The sequence below is a fragment of the Streptococcus sp. k-628 genome, from assembly GCF_013277475.1.
GTDB lineage: Bacteria > Bacillota > Bacilli > Lactobacillales > Streptococcaceae > Streptococcus.
Genome location: NZ_VMMZ01000039.1, coordinates 1 through 21771, shown reverse-complemented (window position 1 = coordinate 21771; position 21771 = coordinate 1). Strand labels below are relative to the sequence as shown.

General features: G+C 41.8%; 23 protein-coding genes. 22 read left to right on the top strand and 1 reads right to left on the bottom strand.

The window, feature by feature from the left end; translation table 11 throughout:
• The first annotated feature begins 24 nt into the window (after nt 1–24).
• From HT730_RS05915 to HT730_RS05810, 22 genes are all read left to right on the top strand, one after another.
• Nucleotides 25–636 (top strand): type II CAAX endopeptidase family protein, encoded by a 612-nt coding sequence (locus HT730_RS05915; RefSeq protein WP_173307075.1) that lies wholly within the window; start codon nt 25–27, stop codon nt 634–636.
• 162 nt (nt 637–798) lie between these two features.
• A complete protein-coding gene (locus HT730_RS05910) occupies nt 799–1593 on the top strand; it encodes a phosphotransferase family protein (RefSeq protein ID WP_000363006.1) in 795 nt (264 codons plus the stop codon).
• On the top strand, nt 1590–2225 hold the full coding sequence (trmB, locus tag HT730_RS05905) for a tRNA (guanosine(46)-N7)-methyltransferase TrmB (RefSeq protein WP_001266094.1): 636 nt from the start codon (nt 1590–1592) through the stop codon (nt 2223–2225). Before HT730_RS05910 ends, trmB begins: the two co-directional genes overlap by 4 nt.
• Nucleotides 2226–2350: 125 nt before the next feature.
• A complete protein-coding gene (gene rimP / locus HT730_RS05900) occupies nt 2351–2830 on the top strand; it encodes a ribosome maturation factor RimP (protein ID WP_001808916.1) in 480 nt (159 codons plus the stop codon).
• A gap of 43 nt (nt 2831–2873) precedes the next feature.
• Nucleotides 2874–4010 carry a transcription termination factor NusA gene (gene nusA, locus HT730_RS05895; RefSeq protein ID WP_057487486.1) on the top strand — a complete coding sequence of 379 codons (1137 nt, stop codon included), beginning with the start codon at nt 2874–2876 and terminating at the stop codon, nt 4008–4010.
• A gap of 21 nt (nt 4011–4031) precedes the next feature.
• The gene (locus HT730_RS05890; protein ID WP_057487485.1) at nt 4032–4325 is read left to right on the top strand and encodes a YlxR family protein; all 294 of its coding nucleotides are present in this window, start codon (nt 4032–4034) and stop codon (nt 4323–4325) included.
• Nucleotides 4318–4617 carry a YlxQ-related RNA-binding protein gene (locus HT730_RS05885; RefSeq protein WP_001041390.1) on the top strand — a complete coding sequence of 100 codons (300 nt, stop codon included), beginning with the start codon at nt 4318–4320 and terminating at the stop codon, nt 4615–4617. Before HT730_RS05890 ends, HT730_RS05885 begins: the two co-directional genes overlap by 8 nt.
• Nucleotides 4618–4633: 16 nt before the next feature.
• Nucleotides 4634–7519, top strand: coding sequence for a translation initiation factor IF-2 (gene infB / locus HT730_RS05880; RefSeq protein ID WP_173307074.1), 2886 nt, complete (start codon nt 4634–4636; stop codon nt 7517–7519).
• A gap of 165 nt (nt 7520–7684) precedes the next feature.
• The gene (rbfA, locus tag HT730_RS05875; protein WP_001273601.1) at nt 7685–8035 is read left to right on the top strand and encodes a 30S ribosome-binding factor RbfA; all 351 of its coding nucleotides are present in this window, start codon (nt 7685–7687) and stop codon (nt 8033–8035) included.
• A gap of 147 nt (nt 8036–8182) precedes the next feature.
• Complete coding sequence (locus HT730_RS05870) at nt 8183–8962, top strand: hypothetical protein (RefSeq protein ID WP_173307073.1); 780 nt, start codon at nt 8183–8185, stop codon at nt 8960–8962.
• A gap of 1 nt (nt 8963) precedes the next feature.
• Complete coding sequence (locus HT730_RS05865; RefSeq protein WP_173307072.1) at nt 8964–9119, top strand: hypothetical protein; 156 nt, start codon at nt 8964–8966, stop codon at nt 9117–9119.
• A gap of 291 nt (nt 9120–9410) precedes the next feature.
• Nucleotides 9411–9644: a DUF1858 domain-containing protein gene (locus tag HT730_RS05860; RefSeq protein ID WP_173307071.1), complete on the top strand. Its 234-nt coding sequence runs from the start codon at nt 9411–9413 to the stop codon at nt 9642–9644.
• A complete protein-coding gene (locus HT730_RS05855; protein WP_173307070.1) occupies nt 9644–10978 on the top strand; it encodes a DUF438 domain-containing protein in 1335 nt (444 codons plus the stop codon). Before HT730_RS05860 ends, HT730_RS05855 begins: the two co-directional genes overlap by 1 nt.
• Nucleotides 10979–10987: 9 nt before the next feature.
• Nucleotides 10988–11242, top strand: coding sequence for a DUF1912 family protein (locus tag HT730_RS05850; protein ID WP_000119707.1), 255 nt, complete (start codon nt 10988–10990; stop codon nt 11240–11242).
• Between the two features lie 95 nt (nt 11243–11337).
• Nucleotides 11338–11733 carry a helix-hairpin-helix domain-containing protein gene (locus HT730_RS05845; RefSeq protein WP_000038635.1) on the top strand — a complete coding sequence of 132 codons (396 nt, stop codon included), beginning with the start codon at nt 11338–11340 and terminating at the stop codon, nt 11731–11733.
• A 283-nt stretch (nt 11734–12016) separates the two neighbouring features.
• Nucleotides 12017–12595 carry a flavin reductase family protein gene (locus HT730_RS05840; RefSeq protein WP_173307069.1) on the top strand — a complete coding sequence of 193 codons (579 nt, stop codon included), beginning with the start codon at nt 12017–12019 and terminating at the stop codon, nt 12593–12595.
• Nucleotides 12582–13142, top strand: a complete 561-nt coding sequence (locus tag HT730_RS05835) for a GNAT family protein (RefSeq protein ID WP_173307068.1) — start codon at nt 12582–12584, stop codon at nt 13140–13142. Before HT730_RS05840 ends, HT730_RS05835 begins: the two co-directional genes overlap by 14 nt.
• Nucleotides 13142–13720: an AAA family ATPase gene (locus HT730_RS05830; protein ID WP_173307067.1), complete on the top strand. Its 579-nt coding sequence runs from the start codon at nt 13142–13144 to the stop codon at nt 13718–13720. Before HT730_RS05835 ends, HT730_RS05830 begins: the two co-directional genes overlap by 1 nt.
• Nucleotides 13713–16364, top strand: coding sequence for a valine--tRNA ligase (locus tag HT730_RS05825; protein ID WP_173307066.1), 2652 nt, complete (start codon nt 13713–13715; stop codon nt 16362–16364). The genes HT730_RS05830 and HT730_RS05825 overlap by 8 nt, the downstream gene beginning before the upstream one ends.
• 69 nt (nt 16365–16433) lie before the next feature.
• Nucleotides 16434–17189 carry a DUF3883 domain-containing protein gene (locus tag HT730_RS05820; RefSeq protein ID WP_164226412.1) on the top strand — a complete coding sequence of 252 codons (756 nt, stop codon included), beginning with the start codon at nt 16434–16436 and terminating at the stop codon, nt 17187–17189.
• Nucleotides 17190–17208: 19 nt separating this feature from the next.
• The gene (locus HT730_RS05815; protein WP_173307065.1) at nt 17209–17370 is read left to right on the top strand and encodes a hypothetical protein; all 162 of its coding nucleotides are present in this window, start codon (nt 17209–17211) and stop codon (nt 17368–17370) included.
• A 102-nt stretch (nt 17371–17472) separates the two neighbouring features.
• A complete protein-coding gene (locus HT730_RS05810) occupies nt 17473–20151 on the top strand; it encodes a DEAD/DEAH box helicase family protein (RefSeq protein WP_173307064.1) in 2679 nt (892 codons plus the stop codon).
• Between the two features lie 343 nt (nt 20152–20494).
• Here the strand turns inward: HT730_RS05810 and HT730_RS05805 are convergent, their stop codons facing one another.
• Complete coding sequence (locus HT730_RS05805; RefSeq protein WP_173307063.1) at nt 20495–21661, bottom strand: IS30-like element ISSmi3 family transposase; 1167 nt, start codon at nt 21659–21661, stop codon at nt 20495–20497.
• Between the last annotated feature and the right edge of the window lie 110 nt (nt 21662–21771).

Here is a 21771-nt window from a genome sequence, read left to right as displayed (position 1 = left end):
CTGTTTGGTGAGGAGGATAGTTTTATGGAGTTTTTTGATAAATTTCATGCCTTGTGCTTTGGATTTTTAGTACTACTAATCGTCATTACAGTTCCTTATACGATTAACCATGGAGATTTTTTTCAAAATGAATCTGCATTGATTATTGTAAGTCTTCTTGTAACCTCGCTGAGTGTTGCTTATGCTAGAAAGTTTGAAATGATTTCTTTTGGGATGTTAAGCAAGAAAGACCTTTTGCTTTTCATTGCAATCTTTCTTCTAAGTGTGCTTGAGACGCTGGTTTATATTCATTTCTTCGCTATTTCTTCTGGCGCAGGAGTTCAACACTTGGCGGAAGTCAGCAGAGGAATTTCTCTGTCTTTGATTTTGACTACCTCAGTTTTTGGCCCCATCCAGGAGGAACTCATTTTCAGAGGACTTCTTCAAGGTGCGGTTTTTGACAATTCTTGGTTAGGGATTGTACTGACTTCCTCTCTCTTTTCTTTTATGCATGGACCTTCTAATGTCCCTTCGTTTATTTTTTATCTACTTGGGGGCTTGTTGCTGGGCTTTGCTTATAAAAAGAGCCAAAACTTATGGGTTTCTACTCTAGTCCACATGTTTTACAACAGTTGGCCACTCTTATATTATTTATAAAAATTATGAAAAGGTAAGCAGAAGACGGTGCTTGCCTTTTTCAAGCTATAATGATAGCCCGAGCCAATTGAGATGCTTTTCTTTGAGAATCGGGCGTGGAGCGGTTGACGAATAGGCCAAAAACTAGTAGAATAGTAAGGAAACTTTATACGGAGGAAAGAAATGGATTTGGGTGATAATGAGCTAACACTGACTCCCATACCTGGGAAAAGTGGCAAGGCTTATATGGGTAGCTATCCTGATGGGAAGCGTATCTTTGTAAAAATGAACACCTCTCCAATCCTACCTGGTCTAGCTAGAGAACAAATTGCTCCACAATTATTATGGAGTCGCCGTTTGGCAGATGGGCGTGATATGTGTGCTCAAGAATGGTTGACAGGCAAAATATTGACCCCCTATGATATGAATCGTAAGCAAATCGTCAATATTTTAACCCGTCTTCATCGCTCACGTCCGTTGATGACACAGTTGAGTCGTTTGGGATATGCCATGGAAACACCTGTAGATTTACTACAGTCTTGGCAGGAAACTGCTCCAGATGCTTTGCGTAAAAATCATTTTATCAGTGAAGTGATGGCTGATTTACGTCAGACTATTCCAGGATTTAGAGAGGACTATGCGACCATTGTCCATGGAGATGTACGACATAGTAATTGGATTGAGACAGATAGTGGCTTGATTTATTTGGTAGATTGGGATTCGGTTCGCTTGACCGACCGCATGTTTGATGTGGCCCATATGCTCTGCCATTATATTCCAGAACATCAGTGGAAGGAATGGTTGACCTACTACGGTTACAAGTACAATCAAACAGTATTAAGTAAATTGTATTGGTATGGTCAATTGTCTTACTTGAGCCAGATTTCCAAGTATTATATGAACCAAGATTTAGAAAATGTCAATCGGGAGATCCATGGCTTGCGTCACTTCCGAGACAAGTATGGAAAGAGAAGATGAGAGTTAGAAATCGTAAAGGGGCGACAGAATTACTAGAGGCAAATCCCCAGTATGTGGTCCTCAATCCCTTGGAAGCCAAGGGAAAATGGCGGGACTTGTTTGGCAATGACAATCCCATTCATGTGGAAGTTGGAAGTGGAAAGGGTGCCTTTGTTTCAGGTATGGCCAAGCAGAACCCTGACATCAACTATATCGGGATTGATATTCAAAAGTCTGTTTTGAGCTACGCTTTGGACAAGGTGCTTGAAGTTGGAGTGCCTAATATCAAGCTTCTGTGGGTGGATGGTTCTGATTTGACTGACTACTTTGAAGACGGTGAGATTGATCGTTTGTATCTGAACTTTTCAGATCCTTGGCCTAAAAAACGCCATGAAAAGCGTCGGTTGACTTACAAGACCTTCTTGGATACCTTCAAACGTATCTTGCCTGAAAATGGAGAAATTCATTTCAAGACGGATAACCGTGGCTTGTTTGAGTACAGTTTAGTGAGCTTTTCTCAGTATGGCATGAAGCTCAATGGTGTCTGGCTTGATTTACATGCCAGTGATTTTGAAGGCAATGTCATGACAGAATACGAGCAAAAATTCTCCAACAAGGGGCAAGTTATCTACCGAGTTGAGGCAGAATTTTAAGAAATAGCCTGAAATCAGGCTGTATAAGTGCTTTTGCTTTACATAAGTTGGGAAACGTGCTATACTAAGAGTAAGAATATGAAAAGTGAGGCGGGGAAATATCTTCGCCTCTTGCTTATGAGGAGGTGGACGCAATCGCAACAATCGTAGAATTAGTCAGAGAAGTTGTAGAACCTGTCATAGAAGCACCTTTCGAACTCGTGGATATCGAGTATGGAAAGATTGGCAGTGACATGATTCTCAGTATTTTTGTAGATAAACCTGAAGGAATTACCTTGAACGACACGGCAGACTTGACAGAAATGATCAGTCCTGTCCTAGACACCATCAAGCCAGATCCCTTCCCAGAACAATATTTCCTAGAAATTACCAGTCCAGGCTTGGAACGTCCTTTGAAAACCAAGGATGCCGTCGCTGGAGCGGTTGGGAAATACATCCATGTCGGGCTCTACCAAGCCATCGATAAGCAAAAGGTCTTTGAAGGAACCTTGTTGGCCTTTGAAGAGGACGAGTTGACCATGGAATATATGGACAAGACGCGTAAGAAAACTGTCCAAATTCCATACAGTTTAGTATCAAAAGCACGTTTAGCAGTTAAATTATAGAAAAAGAAAGGATAGCTTTTGAGGATTCAAAAGTGAAGAAAACATGAGTAAAGAAATGCTAGAGGCCTTCCGCATTTTGGAAGAAGACAAGGGAATCAAAAAAGAAGATATCATCGACGCAGTAGTAGAGTCGCTTCGTTCCGCTTATCGCAGACGCTATGGTCAATCAGACAGTGTAGCTATTGACTTCAACGAAAAAACAGGTGACTTTACAGTTTATACTGTCCGTGAAGTTGTTGATGAAGTATTTGATAGCCGTTTGGAAATCAGCTTGAAAGATGCTCTTGCCATTAATTCAGCCTATGAGCTTGGTGACAAAATCAAGTTTGAAGAAGCACCTGCTGAGTTTGGTCGTGTAGCAGCCCAATCTGCCAAACAAACCATCATGGAAAAAATGCGCAAGCAAACACGTGCCATCACTTACAATACTTATAAAGAACATGAGCAAGAAATCATGTCTGGTACTGTAGAACGCTTTGACAACCGCTTTATCTATGTCAACCTTGGTAGTATCGAAGCCCAATTGTCAAAACAAGACCAAATTCCTGGAGAAGTTTTTGCTTCTCATGATCGTATCGAAGTTTATGTTTACAAGGTTGAAGACAACCCTCGCGGTGTCAACGTCTTTGTTAGCCGTAGCCATCCAGAAATGATCAAACGCTTGATGGAGCAAGAAATTCCAGAAGTTTATGACGGAACTGTTGAAATCATGAGCGTGGCTCGCGAAGCTGGTGACCGTACTAAGGTTGCAGTTCGTAGCCACAATCCAAACGTGGACGCTATTGGTACAATCGTTGGACGTGGTGGAGCGAATATCAAGAAGATTACCAGCAAATTCCACCCAGCTCGTTACGATGCTAAAAATGACCGCATGGTACCAATCGAAGAAAATATCGATGTTATCGAGTGGGTAGCAGATCCAGCTGAATTTATCTACAATGCCATCGCTCCTGCTGAGGTTGACCAAGTTATATTTGATGAAAACGACAGCAAACGTGCCTTGGTGGTTGTTCCAGATAACAAGCTTTCCCTTGCAATTGGTCGTCGTGGACAAAACGTTCGCTTGGCAGCTCACTTGACTGGTTACCGTATCGATATCAAGTCTGCTAGTGAATTTGAAGCCATGGAAGAAGCTGCTTCAGTAGATTTGGAAGCAGAAAACGATCCTGTAGAAGAATAAAAGCTGCTAGAGGAGGGAAAGATGAAAACGAGAAAAATCCCTTTGCGCAAGTCTGTCGTGTCCAATGAAGTGATTGATAAGCGGGATTTGCTCCGCATTGTCAAAAACAAAGAAGGGCAAGTCTTTATCGATCCGACAGGCAAGGCCAATGGCCGTGGCGCTTATATCAAGCTAGACAATGCAGAAGCCCTAGAGGCGAAAAAGAAGAAGGTCTTTAACCGTAGCTTTAACATGGAAGTGGATGAAAGCTTTTATGACGAGTTGATCGCTTATGTGGATCACAAAGTGAAAAGAAGAGAGTTAGGACTTGAATAAGCAAAAGATAAGCAATCTCTTGGGACTTGCTCAACGAGCAGGGCGGATTATATCGGGTGAAGAATTGGTGGTCAAGGCCATTCAAGACGGCAAGGCCAAGTTGGTCTTTCTAGCCCATGATGCTGGACCCAATCTGACCAAGAAGATTCAAGATAAAAGTCATTATTATCAAGTAGAAATTGTAACCGTGTTTTCAACACTGGAATTAAGCATAGCAGTCGGAAAATCAAGAAAGGTTTTGGCTGTAACAGATGCTGGATTTACAAAGAAAATGAGGTCTCTTATGGAATAGAAGAGGAGGACATGATTTGTCTAAGAAAAGATTGTACGAAATCGCAAAAGAACTTGGAAAAGAAAGTAAAGAAGTTGTAGCGCGTGCAAAAGAGTTGGGCTTAGATGTGAAAAGCCACTCATCAAGTGTGGAAGAAGCTGTCGCTGCAAAAATCGCTGCCAGCTTTAAGCCTGCAGCTGCTCCGAAAGTAGAAGCAAAACCTGCAGCCCCAAAAGCAAGTGCAGAAAAGAAAGCCGAAAAGTCTGAACCAGCTAAACCAGCTGTAGCTAAGGAAGAGGCAAAACCTGCAGCCCCAAAAGCAAGTGCAGAAAAGAAAGCCGAAAAGTCTGAACCAGTAAAACCAGCTGTAGCCAAGGAAGAGGCAAAACCAGCTGAGCCAGTCGCTCCGAAGGCAGAAAAAGTAGCAGCTAAACCGCAAAGCCGTAATTTCAAGGCTGAGCGTGAAGCCCGTGCCAAAGAGCAGGCAGAACGACGCAAGCAAAATAAGGGCAATAACCGTGACCAACAACAAAACGGAAACCGTCAGAAAAACGACGGCCGCAATGGTGGAAAACAAGGTCAAGGAAACCGCGATAATCGCCGCTTTAATGACCAAGCTAAGAAACAGAAAGGTCAGCAAAATCGTGGAAACGATCGTCGTCAGCAAGAGGACAAGCGTCCAAATCAAGCGGCTCCACGTGTTGACTTTAAAGCCCGTGCAGCAGCCCTAAAAGCAGAACAAAATGCAGAGTACGCACGTTCAAGTGAGGAACGCTTCAAGCAGTATCAGGCTGCTAAAGAAGCCTTGGCTCAAGCTAACAAACGCAAGGAACCAGAGGAAATCTTTGAAGAAGCGGCTAAGTTAGCTGAACAAGCGCAACAAGCACAGCAAGTTCAAGCAGTGGTTGAAGTCGTCCCTGAGAAAAAAGAACCTGCAGTGGATACACGTCGTAAAAAACAAGCTCGACCAGACAAAAATCGTGACGATTATGATCACGAAGAAGATGGTCCTAGAAAACAACAAAAGAATCGAAGTAGTCAAAATCAAGTGAGAAATCAAAAGAATAGTAACTGGAATAACAACAAAAAGAACAAAAAAGGCAATAACAAGAACAACCGTAATCAGACTCCAAAACCTGTTACAGAGCGTAAATTCCATGAATTGCCAACAGAATTTGAGTATACAGATGGTATGACCGTTGCGGAAATCGCAAAACGTATCAAACGTGAACCAGCTGAAATCGTTAAGAAACTCTTTATGATGGGTGTCATGGCCACACAGAACCAATCCTTGGATGGGGAAACAATCGAACTCCTCATGGTGGATTACGGTATCGAAGCCAAACAAAAGGTTGAAGTGGATAATGCCGACATCGAACGTTTCTTTGTCGAAGATGGTTATCTCAATGAAGATGAATTGGTTGAGCGTCCACCGGTTGTAACTATCATGGGACACGTTGACCACGGTAAAACAACACTCCTAGATACCCTTCGTAACTCTCGTGTTGCGACAGGTGAAGCGGGTGGTATCACTCAGCATATCGGTGCCTACCAAATCGTGGAAAACGGTAAGAAGATTACCTTCCTTGATACACCAGGACACGCGGCCTTTACATCTATGCGTGCGCGTGGTGCTTCTGTTACCGATATTACGATCTTGGTTGTAGCGGCAGATGACGGGGTTATGCCTCAGACTATCGAAGCCATCAACCACTCAAAAGCGGCCAACGTTCCAATTATCGTAGCCATTAACAAGATTGATAAACCAGGTGCTAACCCAGAACGCGTTATCGGTGAATTGGCAGAGCATGGTGTGATGTCAACCGCTTGGGGTGGAGATTCTGAATTTGTTGAAATCTCAGCTAAATTCAACCAAAATATCGAAGAATTGTTGGAAACAGTCCTTCTTGTAGCTGAAATCCAAGAACTCAAGGCAGACCCAACAGTGCGTGCAATCGGTACGGTTATCGAAGCTCGCTTGGATAAAGGAAAAGGTGCGGTCGCAACCCTTCTTGTTCAACAAGGTACCTTGAATGTCCAAGACCCAATCGTTGTCGGAAATACCTTCGGTCGTGTCCGTGCTATGACCAACGACCTTGGTCGTCGTGTTAAGGTTGCTGGACCATCAACACCAGTCTCTATCACAGGTTTGAACGAAGCGCCAATGGCGGGTGACCACTTTGCTGTTTATGAGGATGAAAAATCTGCGCGTGCAGCAGGTGAAGAGCGTGCCAAACGTGCCCTTATGAAACAACGTCAAGCTACCCAACGTGTCAGCCTTGAAAACCTCTTTGATACCCTCAAAGCTGGTGAACTTAAGTCTGTTAACGTTATCATCAAGGCCGATGTACAAGGTTCTGTTGAAGCCCTTTCTGCCTCACTTCAAAAAATCGATGTGGAAGGTGTCAAAGTGACCATCGTTCACTCAGCGGTCGGTGCGATCAACGAATCAGACGTGACCCTTGCAGAAGCTTCAAATGCCTTTATCGTTGGTTTCAACGTACGCCCTACACCACAAGCTCGTCAACAAGCAGAAGCTGACGATGTTGAAATACGTCTCCACAGCATTATCTACAAGGTTATCGAAGAGATGGAAGAAGCTATGAAAGGGATGCTTGATCCAGAATTTGAAGAAAAAGTTATCGGTGAAGCAGTTATTCGTGAAACCTTCAAGGTATCTAAAGTGGGAACTATCGGTGGATTCATGGTTATCAACGGTAAGGTTACCCGTGACTCTAAAGTCCGTGTTATCCGTGACGGTGTTGTTATCTATGATGGCGAACTCGCAAGCTTGAAACACTACAAAGACGACGTCAAAGAAGTTACAAACGGTCGTGAAGGTGGATTGATGATTGACGGCTACAATGATATCAAGACTGATGATGTGATTGAGGCTTATGTCATGGAAGAAATCAAGAGATAATAGAGAAACGATAGCTCATTTGACTCGTCGTCAACAGCGCCTTGATGAACTTCAGTTCTATCTAAGGCTTGTTTCCTAGATTCAAATGGCTCTAGTTCCTCTATCTAATAGAAATAGCTAGGTCTGCTGGCCTAGCTTTTGATTCAAAGTAGAGAAAGGAATATCATGGCAAATCATTTCCGTACGGATCGTGTGGGCATGGAAATCAAGCGTGAAGTCAATGAGATTTTGCAAAAGAAAGTCCGTGATCCGCGTGTCCAAGGCGTGACCATCACAGATGTTCAGATGCTAGGTGACTTGTCTGTTGCCAAGGTTTACTACACCATTTTGAGTAACCTTGCTTCAGATAATCAAAAAGCCCAAATCGGGCTTGAAAAAGCAACTGGTACTATCAAACGTGAACTTGGTCGCAATTTGAAATTGTACAAAATCCCAGATTTGACCTTCGTCAAAGACGAATCCATCGAATATGGGAACAAGATTGACGAAATGCTACGCAATCTGGATAAGAACTAAGAAGAGGGGCAACCCTCTTTTTTAGTGGGGAAATGACTACAAAGCATGCTAGGGAATCTTTCTAGAGTTAAAGATTATTAAAAAGCTTTATAAAATTCAGATAGTGTGATATTATGAAATAAAGATATAAGAGAAAGAGGTATTTATATGGCTGAACAAGAGTTGGCTATGCAAGTATTGCAACAAGTGGTGAAACTACCTGTTGTTAAGGTTGATCGTTCGAAATTTTTAGTAGATAAGTTTTCCAAAGAATTGGATCCAAAAGATATTCCTACCTTATTGGAACAAGGTCCAACGACTCTTCTATCTCAAGAAATCTTAGATCGTGTAGCTAATGCTTGTATTCGGGACAATGTATTATTGGCGAGTGGAACGTCTGTTGTTGCAGGATTACCAGGAGGGATTGCTATGGCAATTACCATTCCAGCTGATGTGGCTCAATTTTATGGTTTCTCTCTGAAATTGGCTCAAGAATTAGGTTATATTTATGGATATGAGGATCTTTGGGCTTCACGCGATGAGTTGAGTGAAGATGCTCAAAATACCCTCTTGCTTTATCTAGGCGTCATGTTGGGGGTGAATGGAACCGCTGCTTTGCTACGTGCAGGTGGTATAACAATTGCCAAACAGGTAATGAAAACAGTACCTAATAAAGCGTTAACAAAGACGCTTTGGTACCCTATTTTGAAAAAAGTCCTAAAAATATTTGGTGTGAATCTGACCAAGGGAGGGTTGGCCAAAGGAATGGGAAAATTCATTCCTATCTTGGGTGGTATCATTTCAGGTGGTTTAACCTTTGCAACTATGAAACCGATGGGTGAAAGCTTGCAGAAAGAATTATCCAAGCTAGTCAACTATAGTGAAGTTCAATATCAAGAAGATGTTGAAACAATCCGAAAAGAGGCTGAAATCATCGAAGGAGAGTAATATGGGACTCATAAAAATTCTAGCTAAAACTTATGGGAATTACTTTTTGACCGTGCAAGGTGTAAAAGTCATGAAAACGATAAAGAAAGATGACCACGCCGTTGTCGGTCTGGGAAAACTTTTTATTGCAGACAAGTTAATGGATACGGCTCGGTAGCTCATCAAGCCAGAGGAGAGAGAATGAAATTTTTTTGGGTCTTCTTGCTATTCTTTTTATCAAACCGATTATTGGGATTTTGAAATTCTTTTGGATGATCATCTCTTTTGCAGTCCAATTGCTGTTTTACAAGCTATTATTTAAAATATTGGATTGGCTCTTTAAGCTTATTTAGATGCTAATCCAAGTCGCAGAGAACTAGCAAGTCTTGTACTGCTAGTTTTTTAATCTCTTTCCTTGTGGTATAATATAAGCAGTAAAATCATTTTAGAACATACAATGGAGGTCGTCATGGACAATATCATCGATGTGTCAATTCCCGTTGCAGAAGTGGTGGACAAGAATCCAGAAGTCTTGGAAATCCTAGTTGAGCTGGGATTTAAACCCCTTGCTAATCCCTTGATGCGCAATACTGTTGGGCGTAAAGTATCGCTCAAACAGGGTTCTAAGTTGGAAGGAACTCCTATGGACAAGATAGTCCGTACGCTGGAAGCGAATGGCTACGAAGTGATTGGATTAGACTAATGGCAGATGAACGGATTCATGTCCTACGGGATATTTTGTTAGAATTGCATAATGGCGCCTCTCCTGAGTCGGTTCAGGAGCGTTTTGATGCGACCTTTGCGGGTGTCTCAGCCATAGAGATTTCCCTCATGGAGCACGAGCTGATGAACTCAGACTCAGGTGTCACCTTTGAAGATGTCATGGAACTCTGTGATGTCCATGCTAATCTTTTTAAAAATGCTGTTAAGGATGTCGAAGTTTCAGATACCGAGCACCCAGGTCACCCAGTTCGTGTCTTCAAGGATGAAAATCTGGCCCTCCGTGCTGCCTTGATTCGTATTCGGAGATTGTTAGATACCTATGAGACCATGGAAGACGAGGAAATGCTTGCGGAGATGCGTAAGGGCTTGGTTCGACAGATGGGCCTTGTCGGTCAATTTGACATCCACTACCAGCGTAAGGAAGAGCTATTTTTCCCCATCATGGAGCGCTATGGTCACGATTCACCTCCTAAGGTCATGTGGGGAGTGGATGACCAGATCAGGGAACTTTTTCAAACAGCTTTAGCGACAGCCAAGTCACTACCAGAAGTGTCAATTAGCAGCGTAAAAGAAGCTTTTGAAGCCTTTGCGACAGAGTTTGAAAGTATGATTTTCAAGGAAGAGTCCATCCTTCTCATGATTCTCCTCGAGTCCTTTACTCAAGATGACTGGCTTCAGATTGCGGAGGAGAGCGATGCCTATGGTTATGCTATCATCCGTCCGTCTGAGAAATGGGTGCCAGAACGCCAGAGTTTTGTTGAGGAAAAGAGTGAAGAGGAGCCTGTACAGCTAGATACGGCAGAGGGTCAAGTTCAGCAGGTTATTGATACGCCAGAAGGTCAGTTTACCATTACCTTTACCCCTAAGGAAAAGGAAGCAGTGCTGGACCGCCGTAGTCAACAGGTTTTTGGGAATGGCTATCTCTCAGTCGAGCAGGCCAACCTCATCCTCAATCATCTTCCTATGGAGATTACCTTTGTCAATAAAGATGATATTTTCCAGTATTACAATGACAATACGCCAGCTGATGAGATGATTTTCAAACGGACGCCGTCCCAAGTCGGACGCAATGTTGAACTCTGCCATCCGCCTAAGTACTTGGACAAGGTCAAGACTATCATGAAGGGGCTTCGTGAGGGAAGCAAAGACAAGTATGAAATGTGGTTCAAGTCTGAGTCGCGAGGTAAGTTTGTCCACATCACCTACGCTGCAGTGCACGATGAAGATGGGGAATTCCAAGGTGTGTTGGAGTACGTTCAGGATATTCAACCCTACCGTGAGATTGACACGGACTATTTCCGTGGATTAGAATAAGGAGAAGCAATGAGTTACGAACAAGAATTTATGAAGGAATTTGAAGCCTGGGTCAATACCCAAATCATGATCAACGACATGGCGCACAAGGAAAGTCAAAAAGTTTACGAAGAAGACCAGGACGAGCGTGCCAAAGATGCCATGATTCGTTATGAGAGCCGCTTGGATGCTTATCAGTTCTTGCTTGGTAAGTTTGAAAACTTCAAGGCAGGCAAGGGATTCCATGATTTACCAGAAGGCTTGTTTGGTGAGCGGAATTATTAAACGAGAAAGATTCTTGATTTTTTACTAAAATCTTGATAGAATATTTATATTAAATCCTTGTCAGAGCAGGGATTTTTTATTGAAAGGATTTTATCATGTCAAAGAAACTCAATCGTAAAAAACAATTACGAAATAGCCTCCGTCGTGCAGGTGCTTTTTCAAGTACTGTGACTAAGGTTGTAGAAGAGACAAAAAAAGTCGTAAAACGTGCTGAGCAGTCAGCGAGCCAAGCTGGTAAGGCTGTTTCTAAAAAAGTTGAACAAGCAGTAGAAGCTACCAAAGAGCAAGCTCAAAAAGTAGCCAATTCTGTAGAAGATTTTGCAGCAAACTTGGGTGGACTTCCACTTGACCGTGCCAAAACTTTCTATGATGAAGGCATCAAGTCTGCGTCAGATTTTAAAAACTGGACTGAAAAAGAACTCCTTGCCTTGAAAGGAATCGGCCCAGCTACAATCAAGAAATTGAAAGAAAATGGCATCAAGTTCAAGTAATTTTTCTTGTGCCTTGCATTTCCGAAAAAATCTTGCTACAATAGAGCCATTAGAGGTGTTTTGAATCCCACATTTTACAGAAAGTGGCGGCGCTGAGAAGTCCACAAATGTGTCAAAACTGGTTGCTGATGGATGAAAAATTGAAATAAAAGTGTCTTTTTGTTTTAAAGACGAGAGTTGCGGGCAACTGCCCGAAATTGGGTGGTACCGCGGATAAATACATTCGTCCCTGTCATGTAGATGGCAGGGCTTTTCTTTTGCGCCTTAGTCAAAGGAGGTTGTTATGAAGCAATCTTTTAAAACAAGTAAACTCTATTATGGTTTTCCTATCTTCATTTTGGGGTATCAGGATCAGAATTTTGGACACAATATTACGACCTGTAGCTCTTCTTATAGCTTGGGAGATTGGCTAGTCATCGGTGTTGGTGCTAAAGAAAATGCGACTGAGCAAATCAAGCATTACCAGAAGTTTACTGTGAATATTCCTGATGAAAATCTCATGCTCGAGATGGAGCAGGCTGGTTTTATCAGTCATCGAGAGAAATTGGAACGTTTGGGAGTGCATTATGAAATTTCTGAACGAACTCAGGCACCGATTTTAGAGGATTGTCCAGTCGTTTTGGATTGTCAGGTAGATAGGATTGTTGAGAAAGAGGGAATTTGTCATATTTTCGCTAAGATTGTTGAGCGACTTGTTGACCCAGAACTTTTGGATGAAAAGGGACATTTTAAAAATGACCGTTTTGCGCCGATTTACTTTATGGGGGATGGTCACCAGCGCGTCTATCGTTATCTGGACAAGCGTGTAGATATTAAGGGGAGCTTCATTAAGAAAGCGAGGAAAAAGGATGGCAAGAACTGAACTGCCAGAACGCTTGGAAACAGAACGTCTCGTTTTACGAGTCCGTACTGTGGCGGATGCTGAGGATATCTTTGACTATGCTAGTCGTCCGGAAGTCTCTTACCCAGCAGGCTTTCTACCCGTCAAGACCTTGGAAGATGAGATTTATTATCTGGAGCACATTCTTCCGGAGCGCAATGAAAAGGATAATCTCCCAGCAGGCTATGGAATTGTCGTCAAAGGGACTGATAAAGTTATCGGCTCTGTTGATTTCAACCATCGTCATGAAGATGATGTACTGGAAATTGGCTATACCTTACACCCAGACGATTGGGGACGCGGTTATGTGCCAGAAGCAGCGCGTGCCTTGATTGACTTAGGTTTTAAAGATTTGGGTCTTCACAAGATTGAACTAACTTGTTTTGGTTATAATGTCCAAAGTCAACGAGTCGCGGAAAAGCTTGGCTTTACCCTCGAAGCTTGTATCCGAGACCGTAAAGATGTTCAAGAAAACCGCTGTGACAGTCTGATATATGGTTTGCTGAGAAGTGAGTGGGAGGTGATTTGATGCATCTTTTCATCATTGGGGCTCCGGCTTCTGGGAAAATGACGATTGGTCAAGAGTTATCTCGACTGACAGATGCTACCCTCTTTTATAACCATCAAGCCATCGATTTTGCATTAGAAATCTATCAGGACTTTACAGAGGAAATGTGGGAATTTGTTCGTGGAATCACCTTTTCTTTCCTTGGAGCAAGTGCAAGAAATCAGCGATCAGTAATTTTAACTGACGTAATTGATTTTTCAAATCAGTACCAGCTGCTGTATTTGCAGCAAATTCAGGATTTGTTGAATGACTATCATCAAGAGATTCTGTTTGTGGAGTTGGAAACAAGTCTTGAGGAGCGCTTACATCGAAATCGAACGGAGAATCGATTAAAGCACAAACCCTTAAAACGACATATTGAGGTATCTGAAAGAGAAATTTTAGAAATCACTGAAACACTTCAATTAAATTCCCAACATCAACCGAATGAGCTACACCACTACTTTAAAATAAATAATACGAATTTATCAGCAGAAGAAGCTGCTAAACAAATTCAAAATAAAATGAACAAAATAGAGAAAGGACAAACACATGTCTAAAGAACTTTCACCTAAATACAATCCAGCCGAGGTTGAGGCTGGTCGTTACCAAAAATGGCTTGATGCCGATGTTTTCAAGCCTTCAGGCGATCAAAAGGCTAAGCCTTATTCTATCGTTATTCCGCCACCAAACGTAACTGGGAAACTTCACCTTGGTCACGCTTGGGATACGACTTTGCAAGATATCATCATCCGTCAAAAACGCATGCAAGGTTTTGATACCCTTTGGCTTCCGGGGATGGACCACGCTGGGATTGCCACTCAGGCTAAGGTTGAGGAGCGCTTGCGTGGAGAGGGCATTACACGTTATGACCTAGGTCGTGAATCTTTCTTGACGAAGGTCTGGGAATGGAAAGACGAATATGCCACTACTATTAAGGAACAATGGGGCAAGATGGGGCTCTCTGTAGACTACTCTCGTGAGCGTTTCACTCTTGACGAAGGTTTGTCAAAAGCTGTTCGTAAGGTCTTTGTGGACCTTTACAAGAAAGGCTGGATCTACCGTGGTGAGTTTATCATCAACTGGGACCCAGCTGCTCGCACAGCCCTTTCTGATATCGAGGTGATTCACAAGGATGTCGAAGGTGCCTTCTACCACATGAACTACATGCTAGAAGACGGCTCACGCGCCCTTGAAGTGGCAACAACTCGTCCTGAGACTATGTTTGGGGACGTTGCCGTTGCGGTCAACCCAGAAGACCCACGCTACAAGGATTTGATCGGTAAAAATGTCATCCTTCCAATCGCTAATAAACTCATCCCAATCGTTGGGGATGAGCACGCAGACCCTGAATTTGGTACGGGTGTTGTAAAAATTACGCCTGCCCACGATCCAAACGACTTCTTGGTTGGTCAACGTCATAACTTGCCGCAAGTCAACGTCATGAACGATGATGGAACTATGAATGAATTGGCCTTTGAATTTGCAGGTATGGATCGTTTTGAAGCTCGTAAGGCAGTCGTTGCTAAGTTGGAAGAAATCGGTGCCCTCGTTAAAATCGAAAAACGTGTCCACAGTGTTGGTCACTCAGAGCGTACAGGTGTTGTGGTTGAACCACGCTTGTCTACTCAATGGTTCGTTAAGATGGACCAATTGGCGAAAAATGCTATTGCCAACCAAGATACAGAAGACAAGGTAGAATTCTACCCGCCACGTTTCAACGATACCTTCCTTCAATGGATGGAAAATGTCCACGACTGGGTAATCTCTCGTCAGCTCTGGTGGGGTCACCAAATCCCTGCTTGGTACAATGCTGAGGGTGAAATGTATGTCGGTGAAGAAGCTCCAGAAGGTGACGGATGGACACAAGATGAAGACGTCTTGGATACTTGGTTCAGTTCTGCTCTCTGGCCATTCTCAACCATGGGCTGGCCTGATGTCGACTCAGAAGACTTCAAACGTTACTTCCCAACTTCAACCTTGGTAACAGGTTACGACATCATCTTCTTCTGGGTGTCTCGTATGATCTTCCAATCCTTGGAATTCACTGGTCGTCAGCCATTCCAAAACGTTCTGATTCACGGTCTCATTCGTGATGAGCAAGGACGCAAGATGTCTAAATCTCTCGGTAACGGGATTGACCCAATGGATGTCATCGAGAAATACGGTGCCGATGCCCTTCGTTGGTTCCTTTCAAACGGTTCTGCACCAGGACAAGACGTCCGCTTCTCTTACGAGAAAATGGATGCTTCATGGAACTTCATTAACAAGATTTGGAACATCTCTCGTTATATCCTCATGAACAATGAAGGTTTGACCCTCGAGCAAGCAACTGCCAATGTTGAAAAAGTTGTCAACAAGGAAGCTGGTAATGTCACAGACCACTGGATTCTCCACAACCTCAATGAAACCATCGGAAAAGCTACTGCCAACTTTGACAAGTTTGAGTTTGGTGTGGCTGGACACATACTCTACAACTTCATCTGGGATGAGTTTGCGGACTGGTACGTTGAGTTGACCAAGGAAGTCCTTTATAGCGACAATGAAGAAGAGAAAGTCATCACACGTTCTGTTCTCCTTTATACTTTGGACAAGATCCTTCGTCTCCTTCACCCAATCATGCCATTTGTGACAGAGGAAATCTTTGGACAAATCTCAGAAGGCTCTATTGTTACAGCTGCATACCCAACTGTCAACCCAGCCTTTGAAGACCTTGTAGCCCACACTGGTGTGGAAAGCCTCAAAGACTTGATCCGTGCCGTTCGTAATGCGCGTGCGGAAGTAAACGTTGCTCCAAGCAAGCCGATTACAATCCTTGTTAAGACAAGCGATAGCGACTTGGAAGCCTTCTTTAACAGCAATGTCAACTACATCAAACGCTTCACAAATCCAGAACACCTGGAAATTGCATCAAATATCCTTGCACCTGAACTCGCTATGTCAAGTGTCATCACAGGAGCAGAAATCTACCTGCCACTCGCAGATCTCCTAAATGTCGAAGAAGAACTAGCTCGTCTCGACAAGGAACTGGCTAAATGGCAAAAAGAACTGGACATGGTAGGCAAGAAGCTCTCTAACGAACGCTTCGTAGCCAATGCCAAACCAGAAGTCGTCCAAAAAGAACGCGACAAACAAGCTGACTACCAAGCGAAATATGATGCGACCGTAGCACGTATTGATGAGATGAAGAAGTTGGTGAAATAAACACAGAAACACGGTGATGAGCCGTGTTTTTTGGTATAATGAAATCAATATCTATTGATGGAGAAAGTGATGTCCAAACACCCTCATTATGAATTGTTAAATTTAATTGGCTACGGTCTTGCCAAGTTTGACAAGCTTTTTATAAAAGAGTTTCAATGTTCTAGCAAGTCGGAGTTTTATCGCTATGTGGTTTCTCTGGGAATTGCTGAAACAACTGGAGTTGTAAAAAATAGAATGGATTTGTTTGATCCTTATTTTGACAATAATCGAAAAGGTTGGTGGCAGAAAGCTGAAGTTTACCGTTTTCGTAAAGATTTAATTGATATGATGTTTGGGAATGAAGATGTTCAGAGTTATGCTGAAATCGTTAAAATGTTACTTGCCAGTGAAGGGAAGCAAATGGGTATTACAACTATTGAAAAGCCAATCATTCGAACCAAATTCAAACGTCTACAGGAAACGGGAATGGAGGCAGAGAATTATTTTATCCTTCATTTTGATAAAGAAGAAAAATTCCAAGGTGGACAGTTAACCGATGCCCGTCTTTATGGTGATGGATATGATTTCCAAGTAGATGTTCAAGAGCATTCTTACCTTGCCGAAGTAAAAGGTATCCGAAAATCTAAGGGGCGTGTGCGTTTGACTGCGAAAGAATTCGAAAAAGCCAAAGAGTTTCAATCGGATTTTATTTTATCCTTGGTCACCAACCTAGACGATATTCCGAAGTTAGTGTTAATCGATAATCCTTTAAAACATTTTGAGTTTAAAAAGAATATTATAAAAAATGAAATTATTGAATACAGAAGCTTAGAAGATTTGTATTAGTTCCCCTTAAGTTTTCCAGTTGAAAGAACGAGAAGTCTTGACAGGTCAACGACTCAATGAACTGGAAATCAACGGTATTCGTTTGACTAAGTTTAAAGATGGGGAAATCGGTATTGAATTTATCTGGATTGATATTGAAAATCCACCTAGCGATGCCATCGGCTGGGTAGCAAAGAAATAAAAGTTTTCAAAGCTATTGTAACAAGTAAGGGATTTTATTTTCGTGTACAATTTCAGCTATTCTTGTTATAATCAGCCTATAGGAATCAAGGAGGTGACTCTTATGGCTGTTTTTGTGTCTTTGGATGGAATTGTGGTAGAAGTACTTGATGTCTTTTCTTCTTTTAATGGGGATAGTGAGTTTTTCTTGTGTAAACGTCTTAAAGACAAGAGTCAGTTTGTGATGGAACGCTCTCAGTTCGAGGAGATGTTCCAACTTCAAAGTAGTCACTTGACGACGCAAGAAAAATTACAATTGTTTACCTCTGTGTTTGCTGGCCGTTATGATGTTTATGCTAAGAGTTTTATCAATGATCAAGGGAAAATTCAGTATTTTCCATCCTATGATTATGGTTGGAAGCAGTTGCCGCCTGAAAAACGGAGTTTCCAGACATTAACGGATTCCGTTTTGAAATCTCATTTTCGTGGGGAGACAGCTATCGGTATCTTTCCTATGCACTTAGATGATAGCTGTTATTTTTTGGTACTGGATTTGGATGAAAGTGATTGGAAAGAAGCCGGTTTAGCCATTCGAAGAATAGCCAGGGAACGCCAGATGGAAGCCCATTTAGAGATTTCTCGTTCGGGTCACGGACTCCATATTTGGTTCTTCTTTGAGGAAGCGATTCCGAGTCGAGAAGCTCGCTTGTTTGGAAAGAAACTATTAGAATTGGCTATGCAGGAAAGTATGCAACTGTCCTTTGATTCTTTTGATCGCATGTTTCCAAATCAGGATGTTCTTCCTAAGGGGGGATTTGGTAATTTGATTGCCTTGCCTTTTCAAGGAGAAGCTTATCATCAAGGGCGAACGGTCTTTGTGGATGAACAGTTTCAGCCTTATGAAGACCAATGGAGGTATTTACAAGAAATTCAGAGGGTTTCAACTGCTAAAGTGGCACTGTTAATCCAAGAGGAGTTAGGGAAGCAAGAATTGGATAAGGAGTTGAAGGTCATCTTATCCAATATGATCCAACTTGAAAAATCGTCTGTGACACCCAAGACACTTTTTTTCTTGAAAAATATGGCTTCATTTTCTAATCCCGAATTTTATTTAAAGCAGGCTATGCGACAACCAACCTATCAAATTTCTGAGCGAATGTATTTATTTGGAGAATCCGATCATTATTTATGGCTACCAAGAGGTTTACTGTATCCATTGCAAGATAAATTTAAGCAGGTATCTGTGGAAGATAGGAGAAAGGTACAGAGGTCTATTAGAGTGGAATTTAAGGGAGAACTCACTTTTGAGCAAGAGTTAGCCCTGTCAGATATGATTTCCAAAGAAAATGGTTTACTCCATGCGGAGACTGGTTTTGGGAAGACCGTTTTAGGTGCTGCTCTCATCTCTGAACGGAAGACAAAAACAATTATTCTAGTTCATAATAAGCAACTCTTAGACCAATGGCTGGATCGTTTAAACCGTTTTCTGACTTTCGAAGAGGCAGAAGCTACCCGTTATACACCATCAGGTCGTGAAAAGGTAATCGGCTATGTTGGGCAGTACGGTGGGACTAAGAAATGGCTGAGTAAACTGGTTGATGTTGTTATGATTCAATCTCTATTTAAGTTGGAAAATAGTCAAAGTCTTTTGGATGAGTATGAGATGATGATTGTGGATGAGTGTCATCATGTCTCTGCCTTGATGTTTGAAAAAGTTGTTGCTCAGTTTAGAGGGAAGTATCTTTACGGTTTAACGGCTACGCCTGAGCGTAAGAATGGTCATGAGCCTATTGTTTTTCAGAGAGTTGGTGAGATACTCCATACTGCTGATAAGAGGGAAACGGATTTTAAACGGCAATTGCAATTAAGATTCACTTCTTTTGGTCATTTGGAGATTGAAAAGACCAAAGCAAGTAATTTTATACAGCTTAGTGATTGGATTGCTACTGACTCAGTGAGGAATCAGTTGATTCTCAAGGATATTCTAGCCCAAGTGGCAGAAGGACGAAATATCTTGGTTTTAGTTAATCGAATTCAACAGATAGATGTCTTTGAAAAGTTATTGAAAGAGAAAGAGGTTGATGACTGTTACATTATTAGCGGAAAAACCAAAGTCCGAGAGAGAACAAGTTTACTGAAGAGATTAGAACAGCTAGATAAAGGGTTTGTTTTGTTGTCTACTGGAAAATACATTGGCGAAGGTTTTGACTTACCTCAGTTGGACACGCTTATCTTGGCAGCACCTTTTTCTTGGAAAAATAATTTAATTCAGTATGCAGGTCGGATTCATAGAAACTACAAGGATAAGTCTTTGGTACGGATTTTCGATTATGTGGATATTCATGTTCCTTATTTAGAAAAGATGTTTCAGAAACGACAAGTAGCTTATCGAAAGATGGATTATCGTGCCATCGAGGGTGAGGAGAAACAATTCGTTTATGTTGATAGTAGATATGAGAAGGTGTTGAGAGAGGACTTAGCAGGGGAAAGACAGGAATGTATGCTTATTTTACCTTATGTGCACCAGACAAAACTGATGAAATTTCTAAAAGAATTTAGGATTAGTAAAATTGAGATATGTATACCAGAGACTGTTGCAAATAAAGCATGGCTAGACCAGTTGAAGAGCCAGAAAATTAAAGTATCTTTTACTCAATCGAAAATAGTAACGCCTATTCTTTTGGTAAACAAGACCATTGTTTGGTATGGTGCAATGCCATTATTAGGGAAGGTAGATGAAAAGACCATATTACGTTTGGAATCAGCTAGTATAGCTTCTGAACTAGTGGCAGGTTTACGATAGAGAAAATTTTTAAAAATTTCTATGTATGATTTTCATTTCTTTAGTGAGAGTGATGACATTTTCACATTCGAATCACACAAAATAAAAAAATGGTAAATTCCCAAACTAACTTCCACCGCTAATCCAAGTGGAAGTTAGTGTGATAAAAATCGTAAAAACCAGTGAGAATCCGTGTCAGGGTAAGTTCCACTGGTTTTACTCATGCTTGATTTCATCGCTTTTGTAACCAAAATGAATCGAAAAAAAGAGCGCACAAAATCCCCTCATCTGAAAGCGTTTCAGATTAAGTTCCGCTATGGTGGAAGTTAGTGTGAGACGTTTGAATGGGGTTGAAGATTAGTTTTTAGAACTTATGTTGGAGTAATGTAGACGACTGGCAGACGTCTTCTGCAGGTATTTTAGAAATACCTAGAAGTTTAGGAATCTCTTCTCCATAGGTAAAGGCAAAGAGTTCATAAGCTGACTTTCCATTTAAAGCAGCGCGTTTGACGCTGTTGACATGAGAACAAACGAGATTGATGCTCTCTTGAGTTAAGTTGTCAAAAGAAGTTCCTTTAGGTAGAATGTCGCGAATCAGCGTGTGATTTTTCTCAATTCTGCCTTTCTGGTCAGAGCGATTAGGGTCACAAAAGAAGAGTTTACTCTCTCCTCGCACATCCATTTCGATATCATCGACCCTGGCAAACTCTCCACCATTATCTGTCAGGATGACAGGGAAGAGTTGGAAGAAATCTTTGTCAGCTTGGTGAAGAGTGTTCTTGATGTCATAGAGGTGTTTGGTAACCTCAAGAGCAGTTTTATTATCCAGCAGTCTAGCGAAGATAAAGTTACAGAAAGATAGATTGAAGGTGAGTAGGACTTTACCTCCCATCCTCCCCATAACCGTATCCATTTCCAGCCAAGAGTCTAGTTGATTCAGTGCTAAATAGTTTTGGAAATCCTCATAGGAGCGACCTTTTTTAGCTTCTTTAGGAATGGAGGGGAGATTACGTTTCCGTCTTTCTTTGAATTTAACGGCTCTGGCTAGGTCAATAGGAGCGATAGATAGGTATCCTTTTCGGATATGTCGATATACAGTTGAGGAGCTGACATCAAGGTTATGAGTTTTGAGGATATGATAGATGTGTTGTCCCTTTTTAACCCCATCAGAAATGACTTTGTCCATTTCCCAGAAGGTCTTGGAATTGAGGGGAGTTCCTTCACGTGCTTCGACAAGAGTTTGTTCGTATTGTTTTTGAGCTTGCTTAGTGAGGTATAAAATCTTCTTATAACCACAATTCTGTCTTCTTTTAGGGCAGCCATTACAGACAAAGGGAGCTTTGTCGAGTAGAGGGCAAGGAAGGTTATGGCATGTAGATTCTCTAACTTGTCTGTTTCGTTTGACTTCTTTGGAAACAGTAGTTGGGTCTTTTAGAATGGATTGTCCAATAGCTTTGAAGGTTTCACCGCGCTCTAAGCCTAGTTGGATATCATTACGGTCTGAAAGGGTAAGGTGTTTATGTTTTGTCATAGTAGATCTCATTTCTAACTCAAACGTCTCATACTTAATTCCACCATAAAAATCCGTTTTAGACTAATTTCCACTTCGGTTAGGTAAGTGGAAGTTACTTTGAGAAGTTA